The sequence below is a fragment of the Actinoplanes sp. NPDC049802 genome (assembly GCF_040656595.1).
GTDB lineage: Bacteria > Actinomycetota > Actinomycetes > Mycobacteriales > Micromonosporaceae > Actinoplanes.
Map to the genome: position 1 here is coordinate 15,847 of NZ_JBFAMR010000082.1, position 17,313 is coordinate 33,159.

Annotated in this window: 15 protein-coding genes and 1 pseudogene; 13 read left to right on the plus strand and 3 right to left on the minus strand. The window is 73.4% G+C overall.

Annotated elements, in window-relative coordinates; all coding sequences use genetic code 11:
* Positions 1-210 precede the first annotated feature (210 nt).
* On the plus strand, positions 211-624 hold the full coding sequence (locus AB0I88_RS34950; protein ID WP_361034800.1) for a hypothetical protein: 414 nt from the start codon (positions 211-213) through the stop codon (positions 622-624).
* Here AB0I88_RS34950 and AB0I88_RS34955 read toward each other — a convergent pair.
* Positions 611-3,502: an AAA family ATPase gene (locus AB0I88_RS34955; protein WP_361034803.1), complete on the minus strand. Its 2,892-nt coding sequence runs from the start codon at positions 3,500-3,502 to the stop codon at positions 611-613. The genes AB0I88_RS34950 and AB0I88_RS34955 overlap by 14 nt on opposite strands.
* A gap of 210 nt (positions 3,503-3,712) precedes the next feature.
* On the opposite strand from AB0I88_RS34955, the gene AB0I88_RS34960 reads away from it, so the two are divergent.
* Complete coding sequence (locus AB0I88_RS34960) at positions 3,713-4,555, plus strand: alpha/beta hydrolase (protein ID WP_361034842.1); 843 nt, start codon at positions 3,713-3,715, stop codon at positions 4,553-4,555.
* A gap of 132 nt (positions 4,556-4,687) precedes the next feature.
* Positions 4,688-5,932: a hypothetical protein gene (locus AB0I88_RS34965; protein ID WP_361034806.1), complete on the plus strand. Its 1,245-nt coding sequence runs from the start codon at positions 4,688-4,690 to the stop codon at positions 5,930-5,932.
* A 521-nt stretch (positions 5,933-6,453) separates the two neighbouring features.
* Here AB0I88_RS34965 and AB0I88_RS34970 read toward each other — a convergent pair.
* Positions 6,454-7,047, minus strand: coding sequence for a hypothetical protein (locus AB0I88_RS34970; protein WP_361034809.1), 594 nt, complete (start codon positions 7,045-7,047; stop codon positions 6,454-6,456).
* A 175-nt stretch (positions 7,048-7,222) separates the two neighbouring features.
* Here AB0I88_RS34970 and AB0I88_RS34975 point away from each other — a divergent pair, with 175 nt between their 5' ends.
* The 10 genes from AB0I88_RS34975 to AB0I88_RS35020 all read left to right on the plus strand — a co-directional run bounded on the left by AB0I88_RS34975 (position 7,223) and on the right by AB0I88_RS35020 (position 16,836).
* A complete protein-coding gene (locus AB0I88_RS34975) occupies positions 7,223-8,440 on the plus strand; it encodes an efflux RND transporter periplasmic adaptor subunit (protein ID WP_361034812.1) in 1,218 nt (405 codons plus the stop codon).
* Positions 8,441-8,519: 79 nt separating this feature from the next.
* Entirely contained in the window at positions 8,520-9,239 is a 720-nt protein-coding gene (locus AB0I88_RS34980; protein WP_361034815.1) for a response regulator transcription factor, read from the plus strand.
* Positions 9,236-10,681, plus strand: coding sequence for a HAMP domain-containing sensor histidine kinase (locus AB0I88_RS34985; RefSeq protein ID WP_361034818.1), 1,446 nt, complete (start codon positions 9,236-9,238; stop codon positions 10,679-10,681). The genes AB0I88_RS34980 and AB0I88_RS34985 overlap by 4 nt, the downstream gene beginning before the upstream one ends.
* A 66-nt stretch (positions 10,682-10,747) precedes the next feature.
* On the plus strand, positions 10,748-11,947 hold the full coding sequence (locus AB0I88_RS34990; RefSeq protein WP_361034821.1) for a biotin/lipoyl-binding protein: 1,200 nt from the start codon (positions 10,748-10,750) through the stop codon (positions 11,945-11,947).
* Complete coding sequence (locus AB0I88_RS34995; protein ID WP_361034824.1) at positions 11,944-12,735, plus strand: ABC transporter ATP-binding protein; 792 nt, start codon at positions 11,944-11,946, stop codon at positions 12,733-12,735. The genes AB0I88_RS34990 and AB0I88_RS34995 overlap by 4 nt, the downstream gene beginning before the upstream one ends.
* Positions 12,732-13,934: an ABC transporter permease gene (locus tag AB0I88_RS35000; RefSeq protein WP_361034827.1), complete on the plus strand. Its 1,203-nt coding sequence runs from the start codon at positions 12,732-12,734 to the stop codon at positions 13,932-13,934. Before AB0I88_RS34995 ends, AB0I88_RS35000 begins: the two co-directional genes overlap by 4 nt.
* Before the next feature lie 19 nt (positions 13,935-13,953).
* Positions 13,954-14,487, plus strand: a complete 534-nt coding sequence (locus AB0I88_RS35005; RefSeq protein ID WP_361034845.1) for a hypothetical protein — start codon at positions 13,954-13,956, stop codon at positions 14,485-14,487.
* A gap of 236 nt (positions 14,488-14,723) precedes the next feature.
* Positions 14,724-14,963 carry a hypothetical protein gene (locus tag AB0I88_RS35010; protein WP_361034830.1) on the plus strand — a complete coding sequence of 80 codons (240 nt, stop codon included), beginning with the start codon at positions 14,724-14,726 and terminating at the stop codon, positions 14,961-14,963.
* Between the two features lie 356 nt (positions 14,964-15,319).
* Positions 15,320-15,910, plus strand: a complete 591-nt coding sequence (locus tag AB0I88_RS35015) for an RNA polymerase sigma factor (protein ID WP_361034833.1) — start codon at positions 15,320-15,322, stop codon at positions 15,908-15,910.
* Entirely contained in the window at positions 15,907-16,836 is a 930-nt protein-coding gene (locus AB0I88_RS35020; protein ID WP_361034836.1) for a CU044_5270 family protein, read from the plus strand. The genes AB0I88_RS35015 and AB0I88_RS35020 overlap by 4 nt, the downstream gene beginning before the upstream one ends.
* A gap of 111 nt (positions 16,837-16,947) precedes the next feature.
* On the opposite strand, the pseudogene AB0I88_RS35025 reads toward AB0I88_RS35020, so the two are convergent.
* A pseudogene (locus AB0I88_RS35025) lies at positions 16,948-17,313 on the minus strand (hypothetical protein); the annotation flags it as partial.

A 17,313-nucleotide genomic window follows, 5' to 3' on the forward strand; every position in this document is an offset into this window, starting at 1 on the left:
CCGGCCGGGTTGACGGCCGACCGGGGTTCACGACGGACCGGCCGCGTCGCGACCGGCCGGCCGGGCTGACGGTCGGCTGGGGTGACGGCCGGGTGGGGTGACGGCCGGCTGGGCTGACAACGAACACACAGGTGGCGGACATGGTGACGCACAGCCCCGGGGCGGAACGTGGAGGGCACACGAGGGATTCGTTCGAGGGGGAGAACCACCATGCTTGTCCAGCTCAACCGTGACGTCGCCGCGCCGGCCGGGACCGCCCACCCGGTCGTCGCCGTCCTCGGCCCTCGCAGCCGGGTCGGTGGCCTGCCGCAGCACCTGCCGTCCGGCTGGGAGGTGCGCCTGGCGACCGGGCTCGACGACATCCACCCGGGCGAGCTGGTGCTGCTCAGCGGGGCGAGTGTGCACGACGTCAAGGTGGCCCGTTCGGTGCTGCCGCCGGACACCCGGATCATCGCGCTGATCGACGACTGGGCCGCCGTCGACCTGGTCTCCGGGGTCCTCACCGCGGGCGCCGACGTGTGCGTGCGCGGTGGGCACCCGGCCATCCTCGCCGGGCACCTGGTCGCCTGCCGCCGCCGTCAGCTGGTGGAGCGCTGGGCGGACCTGGACCTCACCGGGCGGTGATCAGCCGGGCCATCTCGGTGCGCGAGCGGACTCCCAGCCGGGCGAAGACGTTGCGCAGATGGTGGTCCACCGTCCGCGGGCTCAAATGCAACTCCTGCGCCACCTCCCGGTTGGTGGCACCACCGGCCACCAGCGAGGCGATCCGCTCCTGCTGGGCGGTCAGCGCCGGGCCGGCCGGCGGCGGCGTCTCCACCCGTTCCCCGGCGGCGCGCAGCTCCCGGATGCTCTGCGCCGCCCACGGCCCGGCGTCCAGCAGCCGGAACGTCTCGGCGGCCCGCCGCAGATGGGTGCGCGCCGCGACGTGCCGCCGCTGCCGGCGCAGCAGCCGGCCGTAGAGCAGTTCGGTGTGCGCCCGGGGGAAACCGGCTTCCCCGTCGTGGCCGAGCGCCGCGTCGAAATAGCCGGCCGCGGCCTCGGAGTCGTCGGCCCGCAACGCCCGGCAGCGGTCCCGCAGAGCCAGCCAGCCGGGCTGCCCGGTCCGCCCCGACCAGCGGTCGAAGGCCAGCGCCACCGGCTCCACCGGCTCCCGCAGGCCGATCTGCGCGGCCGCCTCCAGCAGATGCGGCACCACCGCCACCCGCAGCAGCTCCGACCCCGGCCCGGGCGGGCCGGTCACCACGGCCAGGAGCCGTTCGGCGGCCGCCGGGCACCTGCCGTCGACCAGGTCGAGCAGGGCCAGCGCCCACTCGCACAGCGACCGGGCCGGGCCGTCCCCGACCGCGGAGATCCGGGTCAGCGCCGTCTCCCGGTCGCCGACCAGCGCGGCCAGGACCGCCAGCACCGCGAGGTGAGTGCCGGCCAGCACCGGCTGCCCGGTGCCGCGGGCGACCGCCGCCCCGTCCATGGCCGCCTCGTTCGCGGCCGCGTAGTCACCGGACGCCATCCCGGCCAGGGCCGCCATCTCCAGTGCCTGCGGCACCAGCACGGCCGCCCCCGACTCGCGGGCCAGCACGGCCGCCCGCCCGGCAAGTGCCCCGGCCCGCCGCGGGTCGCCGACCAGGATGCCCGCGGTGGCCGCACGCAGCAGCGGCCCCGGCTCGGCCACCCGGTCGGCCAGCGCCACCGCCTCCCGCAACCGGGCGAAGGCGGCCGGCTCGTCCCCCTCGGCGATCCGTGCCAGCCCGGCGACGTGGTGGAAGGCCAGCGTCACGGCCGGCGGCTCGTCACCGCGCTGCCCGGCGGCCACCCGGCGGGCCAGCGCCGAATAGCGGCCCTGCTCCCCGGACCGGCAGGCCGACTCGCCGGCCAGCGCCAGGGCCTCGAGGGCGGTTCCCGGGTCGGTCTCGGCCAGTTCGGCGGCGACGTCGAGCAGCACGTCCCGGGCGCCGGGACGGCCCTCCGGCAGGCTCATCTCGGCGGTCAGGCCACGGGCCCGGACCCGGGCCGTGCCACCGGCCGCCGGGATCCGGCGGATCAGCAGGGCGGCCTCGTGCGGCCGGCCGGCCAGCCACGCCGAGCGGGCCGCGTCCAGCAGCAGCCCGGCCTTCCCGGCGGGGGTGGGGCAGAGCGCGGCCGCGTACCGGCGGGCCACGGCGGCGACCGCCGGATCGGCGCTGCGGGCGGCCCGGGCCAGTTCGCGCGCCAGCCGGTCGTCCGGGCCGGCAGCCGCCGCGGCGCGATGCAGCAGCGCCGGCAGGGTCGCGCCACGGGCCTGGAGAATCCCGGCCACCGCGGCGTGGGCGGCCCGGCGGCGGGCCATCGGCATCTCGGCGTACGCGACGGAACGCGTCAACGGACTGCGGAACCGGACCCCGGCGGCCGTGACGGCGATCAGCCCGGCCCGTTCGGCGGGCGCGAAGTCGGCCAGCCCGGCCGGTTCCGCCGCCGTGGCCGGCCCGGCCGGTTCCGTCGCCGTGGCCGGCCCTGCCGGTCCCGCCGCCGTGGCCGGCCCTGCCGGTCCCGCCGCTGTTGCTTGCCCTGCCTGTTCCGCCGCCGCGGCTTGCCCCGCCCGTTTCGTCGCTGAGGCCGGCCCCGCCCGTCCGCTGGTTGCCGCGTCGGCCGGCCCTGCCGGTCCCGCCGCCGCGGCGAGCAGTGTGTCGGGGGAGGCGTCCGGTGCGGCGGCCGCCAGTTGCAGTAGCTCGACCGTCCGGGGCGGTAGGGCGTCCAGTTCGGCGGCGAGACGGCGGCGCAGCGGGCTGTCCGGGGGCAGCGACTCCGGCGGCGGGGCGTAGCCGCGGCGCTGTTCCGGGGTGAGGGCGGTGACCAGATCGATCAGGGCGGCCGGGTTGCCGGCGGCCAACTCGGTCAGGGTGCCGGCGACGTCCTCGGCCAGGTCGGGGGCGTGACCGGCGAGGATCGTACGGGACGCCACCGGGTCCAGCGGGGTGAGGCGGTGGGCGGGTGGGCCGGGCGGTTCGGCACCGGCCGGGAACGACCAGACCATGGCGGCCCGTGCCGATCCGAGGCGGCGGCCGGCGAATGCCAGCGCCTGCCAGGACTCCCGGTCCAGCAGGTGGGTGTCGTCGATCAGGCACAGCAGGGGGCGCGTACGGGTGACCGTACGAAGCAGGGAGAGCGTGGCGAGTCCGAGGGTGACCGGATCGGCGGGGCCGGCGCCGCGGAGGGCCTGGGTGAGCGCGTCGCGTGGCGCGGGCGCGAGTTCGGCGAGCCGGTCGCCGATCGGGGTGAGCAGTCCGCGCAGGCCGGCGTACGCGTAGTCGCGCTCGTCGGGATGCCCGGAGGCGGTGAGCACCGTCCAGCCCGGCGCGGTGTTCCCGGCCTCGGTGGCGATGGCGCGCAGCAGCGTGGTGCGGCCCTCTCCGGGCGCGCCGGAGACGACGAGGACGCCGCCCCGGCCGGACGCGGTGGCGGACATGAGACGGCCGATCTCGGCGTGCGCGGCCGGCCGAACTTTCTGCACTGCCGGTGCATCAAACATGCGGCGAGTGTTCCCTGCCCAGGGCTCGCAGGGAAGACCGTTTCGGTGGATGAAATTTCCAAGATGTTGCCGGCAGATGACGCGACGCCGGTGATTCTACCGATGCGTATACGTCCGTGACCTGTCGAAACTGACGCTCGTCGATCCGATCCCCCAGATAGGAGAGTCGACGTGCACCAGAGAACCGTTCCCGGCCGGGCTCGCCGGGCGCTGCTCACCGTGGCGGCCGCCGTAGCCCTCGTCGCCGGCCCCGGAGCCGCTGCCGCCCACGCCGCCGACAACCCGTACGAGCGGGGCCCCGACCCCACGCTCGCCGCGCTCCAGGCCTCCCGCGGCCCCTACGCCGTCAGCACCACCTCCGTCTCCCGCCTGGCCGTGACCGGCTTCGGCGGAGGGGAGATCTACTACCCGACCACGACGGCCGACGGGACCTTCGGGGCGATCGCCATCTCGCCCGGCTTCACCGCGTACTGGTCCAGCATCTCCTGGCTCGGGCCGCGCCTGGCCTCGCACGGTTTCGTGGTCATCGGCATCGAGACCAACACCACCTCCGACCAGCCGGCCTCCCGCGGCGAACAGCTGCTGGCCGCGCTCGACTACCTGACCCAGCGCAGCTCGGTCCGCTCCCGCGTCGACTCCAGCCGGCTCGCCGTCGCCGGGCACTCGATGGGCGGCGGCGGCAGCCTCGAAGCGGCGAGCGACCGCCCGTCGCTGCAGGCCGCCGTGCCGCTGGCGCCGTGGAACCTGGACAAGTCGTGGAGCGAGCTGCGGGTGCCGACGCTCATCGTCGGCGGCGAGAGCGACAGCATCGCGGCCGTGTCCAGCCACTCCATCCCCTTCTACAACAGCATCCCGGCGTCCGCGGAGAAGGCGTACCTGGAGCTCAACAACGCCAGCCACTTCTTCCCGCAGAGCACCAACACGCCGACCGCCGTGCAGATGGTGTCCTGGCTGAAACGGTTCGTCGACGACGACACCCGCTACAGCCAGTTCATCTGCCCCGGCCCGGGCGGCACGTCGATCTCCGACTACCGCAGCTCCTGCCCGGTCTGACGCACGAACCGCGCAACGCCGGGCCGGTGGTCTCGACCATCGGCCCGGCGTTGTCGGGTTTCTCGCAGCCAGCCGCTCACCCGCCGGGGTGTCGGCTTATGCTCGCGCCGTCGCCTCGCCCCGACGGCCGCTGTGGAGGAACCCCTGAGCGCCGATCCCATCCGTGACCGGCTTCGCGGTCTGGCGTGCAATCCCGCCCTCCCGGCCGAGACGCTGCTGAGGCTGGCCGACGACGAACGGGTCGGGCCCGAGTACGTCACCGCCCGCCGCACCTGGACCGACGAGGCGTTCGACGCCCTCGCCGCGCACCCCTGCCCGGCGGTTCGCGAAGCCCTCGCACAGAGCCCCGGCGCCACCGGCGAACAGCGCGCCCGGCTCGTCGGCGACCTCGACCTCGACGTCCTGCACGCCCTCCTCGAAGGACCACCCGCACGCTGGTCCGGCCCCCTTCCGGACTGGGTCCACCGCAGGCTCGCCGAACACCCCGAACGACGGGTTCGGGACCTGCTGACCTTCATCCCCGGCACACCCCGCGACGTGCTCACGAAGCTCTCCCGCGACCCGCACCCCGGCATCGCCGAAGCCGCCCGGGAACTCCTCGCACGCCGGCCCGCCCAGCAGACGACGATGGGCCGTGACCAGGCCGTCGCCTACGCCTCCGGGGACTCCGACTGGAACCGGGCCCGGGCCGCCGCCGACCCGGAACTGCCGGACGACTGGGTGAAACGGCTCACCGCCGACCCCTCCCCGCACGTACGGCTCGCCGTGTCTGTGCGGCCCGGCCTCAGCGAGGAACAACGGGCGGAGGCCGACTACCCGGTCCGGCCGGTGCCGGACGTCCCCGTGCCGGCGTGGGTGGTCGCCGCCGGGCCCGGCGAGCTGCGGGACTGCGCCCGGTCGGCGCACTACCTGCTGCGCCGGGGCGCCGCCTGCCACCCGGAGCTTCCCACCGACCTGATCACGTCCCTCGCGGCCGACGACGATCCCGGTGTCCGCCTGATGCTCTGCGCCCACCAGGCCGGGGCACCCGCCGACCTGCTGCTGCGCACCTACCTGGAAGCCCCCGGCGACCTCGCGGCCGAACTTCTGGCCCACCCGGCGTTCCCCAGCGCCGGCCTGGCGCGGTTCGCCGGGCACCCGTCGGCGCGGGCCCGGGCGCTGGCCCGTCTCGACCCCGGCGCTCCGGCCGGCCTGATCGAACGCCTCAGCCACGACCCCGACCCGGCGGTCCGTGCGTTCCTGGCCGACGATCCGCGCCTGCCGCCGGCCCGCATCGCCGAACTCCTCCACGACCCCGGCATCCACGGCCGGGCCGCCGCCAACCCCGGCCTTCCGCACGCCGAGATGTCGCGCATCCTCACCGAAGCCGGTCTCTGAGGTCTTCGTTTTCCGGTACGCGTGGCCCCGTCCCGTCCGATTCTGATCGCTCCGCCCGGGCGGCGCGCGCTCGCTGCCCGCTCCAGCCCGTGCCGCGCCCGCCGGGCTGAGCGCGGTGGTCGCCCGGACCAGCCGCCGTCCTTGTCACCCGGGCCGCGCCCGCCGGGCTGTGTGCGTTGCCGGGCCGCGCCGCCGGGCTGTGTGTGCGTTGCCGGGCCGCGCCGCCGGGCTGTGTGTGCGTTGCCGGGCCGCGCCGCCGGGCTGTGTGTGCGTTGCCGGGCCGCGCCCGCCGGGCCACCGAGCTCAGCCCGGCGGGCGCGGCACGGGCCCGGCCCGGCAGCCGCTCGCGGGGCGCTTCCGGGGATGGGGCCGAATTCAGGTGGGCGGTCCGCCGCGTACCGGAGCGGGGTCGGAAAAGGCGCGACCCGCGCCGGCGGTGAGCGCGGCGCGGGTGCGGAGTTGAGGACCGTGCCGGCGCCGTTACGACGGGGGACGGCGGCGCCGGCACGGTGGCGCGGGGGTCAGGACGTGGCGGTGGGCTTGAGCACCGCGCAGGTCTCGACGGCCTTCTTGGCGGTGGCGTCGGTGGTGTCGACCTTGGCGGGGTCGGTGACGCCGTTCTCCTTGAGGCAGTTCTCGTAGGCGGCGTTCGCGTTGCCGGTGCCGCCCTGGGTGCCGCCGCCCGGGGCGCCGCCACCGTTGCCGCGGCCGGCGCCCATGCTCGGGCGGACCGAGGCGCACGCCTCCTGAGCCTTCTGCCAGGTGGCGTCGTCGACGCCGTCGGGTTTGGCGAAGCCGCCGCCACCGGGGAAGCCGCCGCCGCGCTGGCCGGCGCTGCCGGAGGGCCGCGGCTGTCCGGACGGGCGGACGCCGCCGGAGGGCCGGACGCCGTCGGGCGCGCCGGACGGGCGGGCGCCGCCGGACGGCATCGTGACGGTCACGCCGTTCTCGTTGAGGCAGCTGATGTATGCGGAGAACGCGCTGTCACCACCGGCCGAGCCGGCGGCGCCGCTGTCGGCGCCCGCCTCCTCCGAGCCGCCGCAGGCCGCCGTGAACAGCATGGCCACCGAGACCGCGAAGATGGCCGCGGCGCGCTTCGAACCGATCAACGGCACGTGGGACTCCTCAATGAAACGTCGACGAGCGGGAACGTGTGAAGGAAAGCGGGCGCACCTGTGCGGAAGGTCGGACGACCCTAGGAGTTACCTAAGAACGCCCGCCCGGCGCTCCGAGCGAACTCCCAGGCAGGACCGAGCCCGCGGCGAGGACCGGTCGCCACACTCGGCGACCATGGGTGTTGCACTGGCCGGTCGCCGGCGTTTGATCCGGCTCGGCGTGGCGGTCGTCGTGCTCGCGCTTGTCGCCTTCGGCGTGGTGCGTGCGCTGACGGCCGGCGCCGCGCGGGAGGAGTCGAAGGCGGTCGAGACCGTCACGGTGGACAAGGGTGCGGTGAGCACCGAGGTCGCCACCACGGGCACGTTGCAGGCGGCGCAGACGCGCAGCCTGTCGTTCGCGGTGTCGGGGACGGTGGAGACGGTGAAGGTGCGGGCCGGCACGACGGTCACCGCGGGGCAGGTGCTGGCGACCGTCGACGACACCGACGCGGCCGAGGCGGTCGTCGACGCGCAGGACGCGCTCGACGAGGCACAGGAGGCGCTGACGAAGGCGTCCTCGTCCTCGTCGTCGGCGTCGAGCGGTTGCGACGTGGCCGCCGCCTACACCACCGCTTCCGCCTCGCCGTCGGCTTCGGCCTCCGCCTCCCCCTCGGCCACCGCGACCAGGTCACCCACGCCGGCCACGACCAGAACCACGAAACCCGGCAGCACCGGTACGAAGAAGCCCGCCACCACCTGCACCAGCACCGGATCGTCGGGTTCCTCCCGGGGTGGCAGCGGCTCCTCCGGCAGCGACTCCATCCTGAGCGCCCAGCAGCGGGTGAACGCCGCCGAGGTGACCCTGGAGGAGGCCGAGGAGGCCCTGGACGGCGCCACCATCACCGCCCCGATCGCCGGGAAGGTCATCTCGGTGAGCGGCAAGGTGGGCAGCAGCGCCAGGTCCGGGTCCACGTTCATCACCCTGGCCGACGTCTACGACATGCAGATCAGCGCCGACTTCCCGGAGGCGGACGCGGACCGGCTGGCGGTCGGGCAGAAGGCGGTGATCACGCTCGCCGACCGGGCCGGGGAGACGTTCGGCGCGACGGTGGTGCAGGTCGACCCGGTCGGCACCAGCGACGGCACGCTCACCCGCTTCGGCGTCGTGCTCTCCTTCGACGACGCCCCGGACGAGCTGCTCGTCGGCCAGAGCGCCAACGTGCGGGTGACCACCGGCAGCAAGGAGAACGTGCTGCGGGTGCCCAGCACCGCGGTGCACGATGTGTCCGGGGAGAACGGCACCGTGCTCACCGGCGGGGTCGCGACGCCGGTCGAGCTGGGCTTGCGCGGCGATCAGTACACGGAGATCGTCTCCGGCCTCGCCGAGGGCGACGCGGTGGCCCGTTCCTGGTAGCTCTCTCCCTTCCCGCTCATAGGTTCTTCAAAGAAAACGCTGATAGTTCTATGCGGTGCTTTCCGATACCCGAGGTTCCGTGACAACGCTCGACCCCGCGGCACGGCCCGCCCGTGTCCTGGTCGTCGACGACGAGCCGAACATCTCCGCGCTGCTCAGCGCGACGTTGCGACTGGTCGCCTTCGACGTGCGGGTGGCCGAGTCGGGCAACGCGGCCCTGATCGCGGTCCAGGAGTTCGAGCCGGATCTGATCGTCCTCGACGTGATGCTCCCGGACGTGGACGGCATCGAGGTGGCCCGGCGGCTGCGTGCCGCCGGGCATCGGGTCCCGGTCCTGTTCCTGACCGCCAGGGACGCCGTGGAGGATCGCATCCTGGGACTGTCAGCCGGCGCGGACGACTACGTCACCAAGCCGTTCAGTCTCGAGGAGGTCGTGCTACGGATACGCGCGATTCTGCGCCGCAGCCAGCCGGAGGAGCCGCAGGAGGACACCTGCGTGCTGCGCTACGCGGACCTGGAGCTGGACGAGGACGCCCACGAGGTACGCCGGGCGGGCCGTCTGATCGAGCTGTCACCGACCGAGTTCAACCTGCTCCGGTACCTGATGATCAACGCGGGCCGGGTGGTCAGCAAGGCGCAGATCCTGGACCGGGTGTGGAAGTACGACTTCGGGGGCGACGGCCGCATCGTGGAGTCCTACGTCTACTACCTGCGGCGCAAGATCGACCGGACCGATCCGCCGCTGATCCACACCGTACGGGGCGTGGGCTACGCGTTGCGGCTTCCCCGCGACGAATGATCCCGTGGCGCTACTGGACGCTCAGGTCCCGGCTGGTCCTGGTCGTGGCGGCGCTCTCGGCGGTCGCCGTGCTGGTCGCCAACATCACCGGCCTGCTGCTGATCCGCCAGTACCAGCTGGACCGGATCGACGAGCAGCTCACCGGCATCAGCCGGCCGCTGGCCGACGCGGGCCCGCAGCGTTTCGGTCCCCGTCCCGGCCGGTTCCGCGGTCTCGGCCCGGACCAGATCATGTACTTCTACGCCGCCGACGGGACCCTGGACACCGTCAACAGCACACCCGCCGACGAGAAGCGCCCCGCCGTGCCGTCCGCCGCCGAGGTCGCCGAACGTGCCGCCGCCGGCCGGCCCTACACCGTCTCGACGGCCGCCGGCTCGGACTGGCGGATCATGGCGGTCGCGGCGGGGGACACCGGCGGCCACGTGCTGATCGGCTCCTCACTGCTGGAGGTCGAGCAGCTCACCCAGCAGCTGATGCTCATCGACGCCGGGGTGCTGCTGCTGGTGCTGACGGCGCTCGGGCTGGGCGCCGCGTTCGTGGTGCGGATCGGGCTGCGGCCGCTCACCGAGATGGAGGCGGTGGCCGCGGACATCTCCGGCGGCAACCTGTCCGGCCGGATCCCCGACACCGACCCGCACACCGAGCCGGGCCGCCTGGGCCTGGCCCTGAACGCCATGCTCACCCGCATCGAGGGCGAGGTCGGCGCCCGGACCGCCTCCGAACAGCGGCTGCGCCAGTTCGTGGCGGACGCCTCGCACGAGCTGCGCACCCCGCTCACGTCGATCCGCGGGTGGGCCGAGCTGTACCGGCGCGGCGGCGCGCCGCCCGGCCCGCAACTGGACGAGACGCTTGCCCGCATCGAGGCCGAGTCGGCGCGGATGGCGGTCCTGGTCGAGGACCTGCTGCGGCTGGCCCGGATGGACCAGCACCGCACCCTCGACCTGCGCCGGGTGGACCTGCTGGAGATCGCCGCGGACACCATCCGGGACGCGCACGCCCGGATGCCGGAACGGCAGGTGCTGCTCAACGGCCTCACCGACGACGAGGACACCTTCGAGCCGGCCACCGTGCTGGGCGACGACCACGGGCTGCGGCAGGTCGCCACCAACCTGGTCGCCAACGCCCTCAACCACACCCCCGGCGAAACCATCGTCACCGTACGTGTCGGACTGGGTGCCTCCGGGGAGGGCACCCCGGTGGCGGTCCTGGAGGTGTCGGACAACGGGCCGGGCGTGCCGGCCGCGCACGTGGACCGCATCTTCGAGCGCCTCTACCGGGCCGACTCCAGCCGTTCCCGCTCCAAGGGCGGCGGTTCCGGGCTGGGCCTGGCGATCGTGGCGGCCATCGTGCAGGGGCACGGCGGCCAGGTGACCCACCGCGAGACGCCGGGTGGCGGGGCCACCTTCCGGGTAGAGCTTCCCGCCGTCGGTGACTCGGCGTGAGGTTTTGAGCTGGTTCCCAGGTTGCGCCGAAGCTCCTCATAGCCCGCGGCCGCAGAGTGTGCAGCCATGAAGGTACGCCTGAGCCGCCACCCGTCATCGGTGGTCAACGCCGTCATCGGCGTAGTGCTCGTCGCCGGGGCCTACACGGTGTACGAGACATTTTCCGGAACCAGCGACGGGGGGACGGCCGCGACGGCAGCCGAGCGCACGGTCACGGTCCAGCAGGGCACGGTCACCAAGACCGCGACCGCGGACGGGACCCTGGAGAGCGCCAGCACCGCGAGCGCCACGTTCGAGACCAGCGGCACGGTCACCGTGATCAAGGTGAAGGTCGGCGACAAGGTCAAGAAGGGGCAGGTCCTGGCGAAGGTGGACCCGGCGGCGGCGCAGCGCGCGCTGGACGCCGCCGAGGCCGACCTGGACGCGGCCCAGGATTCGCTGGACCGCGCCGAGGACGCCGGCTCCGACACCACCGACGCCGCCAACCAGGTCACCGAGGCGGAACTGGCCGTCGACGAGGCCGAGGCCGGCGTCGCCGGAACCGTGCTGACCGCCCCGATGGCCGGCACCGTCACCGCGGTCAACGGCACGCTCGGCGGCTCGGCGTCGGGCAGCTCGTCCTCGTCGAGCAGCGGCGGCTCGCAGGGCGGCGGAACGTCCAGCAGCAGCTCGTCGTCCTCGTCGTCGAGCGGGTTCATCGAGATCGCCGACCTCACCAGGATGCAGGTCGCGGCCGGCTTCGCCGAGGCGGACGCGACCAGCCTCAAGGAGAAGCAGGCCGCCACGGTCACCTGGAACGCGCTCAGTGGCGTCTCGCAGAGTGCCAAGGTCACCGCCATCGACCCGTCCGCCACCACCTCGAACAGCGTCGTCACCTACGGCGTGACGCTGACCCTGGACAAGGTGCCGGCCGGCGCGAAGGTCGGCCAGACCGTCTCGGTGTCGGTCACCACCGGCTCCAAGGAGAACGTCGTCCTGGTCAACGCGGCCGCCATCACCACGGTCGGCAGACGGCACACCGTCACCGTGGTCGCGAACGGTGTGCAGGAGACCCGGTCGGTGGAGATCGGCCTGGAGGGCGACTCGGCCACCGAGATCACCTCCGGACTGACCGCGGGCGAGCAGGTCGTCGTCAAGACCACCTCGACCAGCACCAGCGGCACCTCGCAGGGCGGCATGATGGGCGGCGGCTTCGGCGGCATCTCCGGCGGTGGCGGCGCCCCGCCCGGTGGCGGCACGACCGGCGGCGGACGGGGCACCCGGTGAGCCGGCCGGTCCTGCAGGTCTCCGACCTCAAGAAGATCTACGGTCAGGACGAGGCGACCGTGCACGCGCTGCGCGGGGTCTCCCTCACCGTCGAGCGCGGCGACTACGTGGCGATCATGGGATCGTCCGGCTCCGGCAAGTCGACTCTGATGAACATCCTGGGCGCGCTCGACATCCCCACGTCGGGGCGGTACATGCTGGACGGCGTCGACGTCAGCCGCCTCTCCGACGGCCAGCTGGCGCTGGCCCGCAACCGCCTGATCGGCTTCATCTTCCAGGCGTTCAACCTGATCCCGCGGACCAGCGCGGTGGCCAACGTCGAGCTGCCCCTGGCGTACGCCGGGGTCAAACCGAAGGAACGCCGCCGCCGTGCCATGGCGGCGCTGGACGTGGTCGGCCTCGCCGACCGCGCCGACCACGAGCCCAACCAGCTCTCCGGCGGCCAGCAGCAGCGGGTCGCGGTGGCCCGGGCCCTGGTCACCGAGCCGGCCCTGCTGCTCGCCGACGAGCCCACCGGCAACCTGGACTCCAAGTCCACCGACGACGTGCTGCAGGTCTTCGACGACCTGAGTGCCGCCGGCCGGACCATCGTGATCATCACCCATGAGAACGAGGTCGCCGCCCGCGCCAAACGGCTGATCCGACTGGTCGACGGCTCGATCGTCGCCGATCTCCGGCAGTCGCCGCTGCACCTGCCGCCGGTCGGCGCGGCGGCGGCGGCCCACGCCCGGGCGAACACGGCGACGGGCCGGGTCTCCGTCTACGCCGGGGGGCGGCACACGCGGTGAACTTCTTCGAGGTAATCAGGTTCTCGCTGCGCGGGCTGAGCGCCAACAAGCTGCGCTCCGCGCTCACCATGCTCGGCATCCTGATCGGTGTGGCCGCCGTGATCCTGCTGGTAGCGGTCGGCAACGGCTCGGCCAAGGCGATCAGCGACCGGATCGAGGCACTGGGCACCAACACGATCACCGTGATGAGCACCGGCCGCGGCGGGTCGAGCAGCACGTCGCTGACCAAGGACATGGCCGACGCGCTGCTCGACGAGGAGCTCGCGCCGGACGTCAAGTCGGTGTCGCCGGTGGTCAGCTCCTCGTCGGCGACCATGACCTACGAGGGCACCGACCACTCGGTGGCCACGTTCGTCGGCACCACCCCGGCCTGGTTCGCCGCCTCCACCACCCCGGTCGGTACCGGCTCGGCCTTCACCGACGACGACGTGACCCAGGGCCGGCGCGTCGTGGTGATCGGAAAGACCGTCGCCGAGGAACTGTTCCCCGGCGTCGACCCGCTCGACAAGCAGGTCACCGTCGGCGGCGCGCTGTTCACCGTCGTCGGCGTGCTGCAGGAGAAGAGCTCCACCGGCTTCAACGACTCCAACGACACGGCCGTCGCCCCGCTCACCGCGGTGCAGCAGGTGCTCACCGGGTACGGCGCGCTCACCTCGATCATCGTGGAGGCGTCCGACCCGGACAAGGTCGACGCCGTGCAGGGGCAGGTCTCCACGATCCTGAACCAGAAGCTGGACGTGACCTCGTCGTCGGCCGGCACGCCGTACCGGATCCAGAACGCGTCGTCGCTGCTGGAGACGCAGACCGAGACCGCCGACACGTTCACCACCCTGCTCGGGGCGGTGGCCGCGATCAGCCTGCTGGTCGGCGGCATCGGCATCACCAACATCATGCTGGTGACGGTCACCGAGCGGACCCGGGAGATCGGCATCCGCAAGGCGCTCGGCGCGCCCCGCCGGGTGATCCTGACCCAGTTCCTGATCGAGGCGAGCCTGCTGAGTGTGCTCGGCGGCGCCCTCGGTGTGGCCGCCGCCCTGATCGGCAGCCAGTTCGAGATCGTCGGGGTGAAACCGGTGATCGTGCCGAGCTCGATCGGGTACGCCGTCGGCGTGTCCATCGCGATCGGCCTGTTCTTCGGCGGGCTGCCCGCCGCCCGCGCCGCCCGCCTGCGTCCCATCGACGCGCTGCGCTACGAGTGAGGACCCTCCTGTGACGACCATGAACGACGAGACCGCGGTGATCTCCAGGATCCCCGCCGACGACCACGAGGGGCTCTCCGCCGAACTCGCCGCGGCGGCACCCCGGAAGTGGTGGAACAAGGGCACGATCGGCCTCGGGGTGGCGGCGCTGCTGATGGGCGGCTTCCTCGGCGGGGTGCAGGCGCAGAAGCAGTGGGGCACCGCCGAGACGACCGCCGCGAGCGGGTTCGCGGGCGGTGGCCGGGGCAGCTTCCCCGGTGGGGTGAGCGCGAGCGGGGCGCCCGGCGGAGGCTTCGGCCAGCAGCAGTCCACCACCACCACGACGGCCGGCGGTGGCACCACCGGCAAGGTCAAGCTGGTCAACGGCAAGACCATCTACGTGGAGACCGAGGACGGCACGGTCGTCACGGTCAAGACCGACGGCTCGACCACGATCAGCACGACGGCCAAGGGCAAGCTCAGCGACGTCAAGGCCGGTCAGTCGGTCACCGTCCAGGGTGAGGCGGCCGCCGACGGCACGGTCACCGCGAAATCGGTCACCGCGACGAGGTGAGGCCCGCGGTCATCGGAGCCGGGTGCTGACGGCCCTTGTGGTGGGCGAGATCACCAACCCCTCATGACCTGCGGTTTAGTAGCGGAGAGTGACCTGGCTTACCGCAATTCGGTGGCGGCCATCACTTTCGTCTTCCGGGTTTTACCTGGTGGACTTGGTGATGTCGCACCAGGAGTGGATCGTTGTATCCGGAAGCGACAGGGCTTTCTCCGTCACTATCCGTCGAGGGGTTCGCCATGCAGTTCATCCGTGTTGCCCGTACCGTCATCGCTGACCGAGTCGCCGAGCGCCGTGCCCACCGCCGTCTCGCCGAGGAGCTCGCGGCCTTCCGGACCGCCGCCGAGCGCACCGAACTGGACCTGATGCTGGGGCGCCACAGCGCCGAGGAGACCGCCGAGATCCACGCGATCCTCAGCCGCCAGGACGCCGGGCGCCGCTACACCTCCGCGGTGCGCGCGGTCGGAGTCGCGGGCTAGCGCGTGCTTCGCCATGGGCCACGCAGCCGCCCGGCCCTTGGCGAGACACGGCCACGCCTGTCGGGCGATCCCGACCGTCCCGGGATCCGCCACGTGAAGCCCCCGGCGCGCGATCGCGCGCCGGGGGCTTCGCTGTCGGTGAGGGGGCCTGCGGATTCCCGGTCCGGATATGCGTAGGATCCTCGCGTTGGCGGCCATCTCCGCTAACCACCGGCCGTGCCCACGCCGCCCAGAAGGCGGCGCGACCCCCGCCGGCAGATCCGCCGGACGACCTGGTTCCCCACCCGGCGACCGGACGCCGGCGGATCCGCGCGAATCAGGGTGGAACCCGGCGCGGGGAGCGGACAGAACACGGTGTGACAACCATCTTGCGGGCCCGGATCCGGGCCGGGGACACCGACGCGTTCGGCGAGGTGTTCGACGAGCACGCGCAAGCCGTCTACCGGCACGCGGTGTGGATGAACGGCGACCACGCCGGCGCCGACGACGTGGTCTCGCTGACCTTCCTCGAGGCGTGGCGGATCCGGGAGACCCTGCGCCCGGACGGCGACGGGCTGCGGCCCTGGCTGCTCGGCATCGCGACGAACGTGCTGCGCAACCGGCGCCGGGCCGCCCGGCGGCACCGTGCCGCGCTGGCCCGGATCCCGGCCGGCAGCGACGTGCCCGACTTCGCCGACGAGGTGGTCGGCCGCCTGCACGACAGCGCACAACTCGCCGCGGCCGCCGCCGCCCTGTCCGAACTGCGCCGCGCCGACCGCGAGGTGTTCCTGCTCTGCGTCTGGCAGGAACTCGACTACGCGGCCGCGGCCGAAGCGCTCGGCGTGCCGATCGGCACGGTCCGGTCCCGGCTGTCCCGGGCACGGGTCCGGTTACGGGCCCTCGCCGAGGCCGAACTCCACCGAACCCGGCCCGGTGGAATCCTGCGCTCCGCCGAGGGGACACGTTGAACGACACCGACATCCGCGCCGAACTCGCCACACTGCTGCCCCGGCCCGGCAGGCCCGGCATGACACCGCGCCGGTTCCAGAGGCGCCGGGCGGCACTGGTCGCCGCGATCGACGCTCCGCCCGTACGCCGCAGAGGTTTGATTCTGATCGCCCTGCCGGCGGCGACGGTCCTGGCGGTGACCTTCGCCGCGACGATCGTGGCGCGGCCGTGGGACTCCGGTGAGCCGCCGCCGATCGTGCGGGTTCTGGCCGGCGACCACGACGAGGCGGTGCGCTTCCTGAACCGGCTGGCGGCCGCGGCCGGATCCGAGCCACGGCCGGGCGTCACCGAGGGCCGGTACCTGTATGTGCGGAGCCGGGTCGCGTTCGTCAGATTCTCCGGGGACCCGGTCGAGGCCGAGATGCAGGAACTGCACGACCGGGAGATCTGGAAACCGCTGTTCCTGGGCGGCCACGGCAGGCTCAAGGAGGAGGGCAGACCCACCGACCTGGGTCCCGCCCGCGCCGTTGATCTGCAACCCGAACTCCCGTCGGATCCGCAGGCGCTGCTCGCGAAGATCTACCGGGAGTCGGAGGGGCAGGGGACCAGCCGCGACGGGCAGGCGTTCACCGTCATCGGTGATTTGTTGCACGAGTCCCTGCTGGCGCCGGAGATCAACGCGGCGCTGTATCAGGCGGCGGCCCGGATTCCCGGGGTGGAACTGGTGCCGGACGTGGTGGACGCGATCGGGCGGCACGGCGTCGGCGTCGCCCGGGAGGAGGAGGGGATCCGCCGGGAGTGGATCTTCGACCGGGCGAGCGGTGAATACCTGGGCGAGCGGGCCTACCTGGTCGAGGACACCAGCGACGGCAAGGCCGGAATGCTGATGGCGACCACGGCGGTCACCGGGCGGGCGGTCGTCGACCGGCTCGGGGCGACCTCGTGAGGCGGGCCGGCCGCCGGCCGATCCCGTGATCACACGGCGAATCCACGACGGGAAGCGCCGCCCGGCGGGGGACCGGGCGGCGCTTCTCTCACCAGGGGGTCGTGCCGTCGCCTAGCCGAGCTTCACGTTGAAGATGGGGTTGGCGGCCAGTTTCCGGAAGGCGGCGAGGCTGGCGGGGGTGCTGTTGATGCTGATGTCGCGGTTGCCCTGGTCGTCGGCTTTGGTGTCGAAGTGGACGAGGGCTTTGATCGCGGGGCGTTTGGCGAGTTCGGGCAGGACGCTGTGGTAGACGGCGGATTTGTCGGTCTTCTTGCCGACGCGGTGGTAGCCGCCCCATTCGGCGATCATGATGGGTTTGCCGCGGTGTTTGGTGGTGGCCCACCGGTAGAAGCCGGGGCCGCCGTTCTTGGGGGCGCGGTCGAGCAGGTCGGCGAAGGTGCCGTGGTGGTAGTAGCCCTTCTCGACCGAGACGTAGGA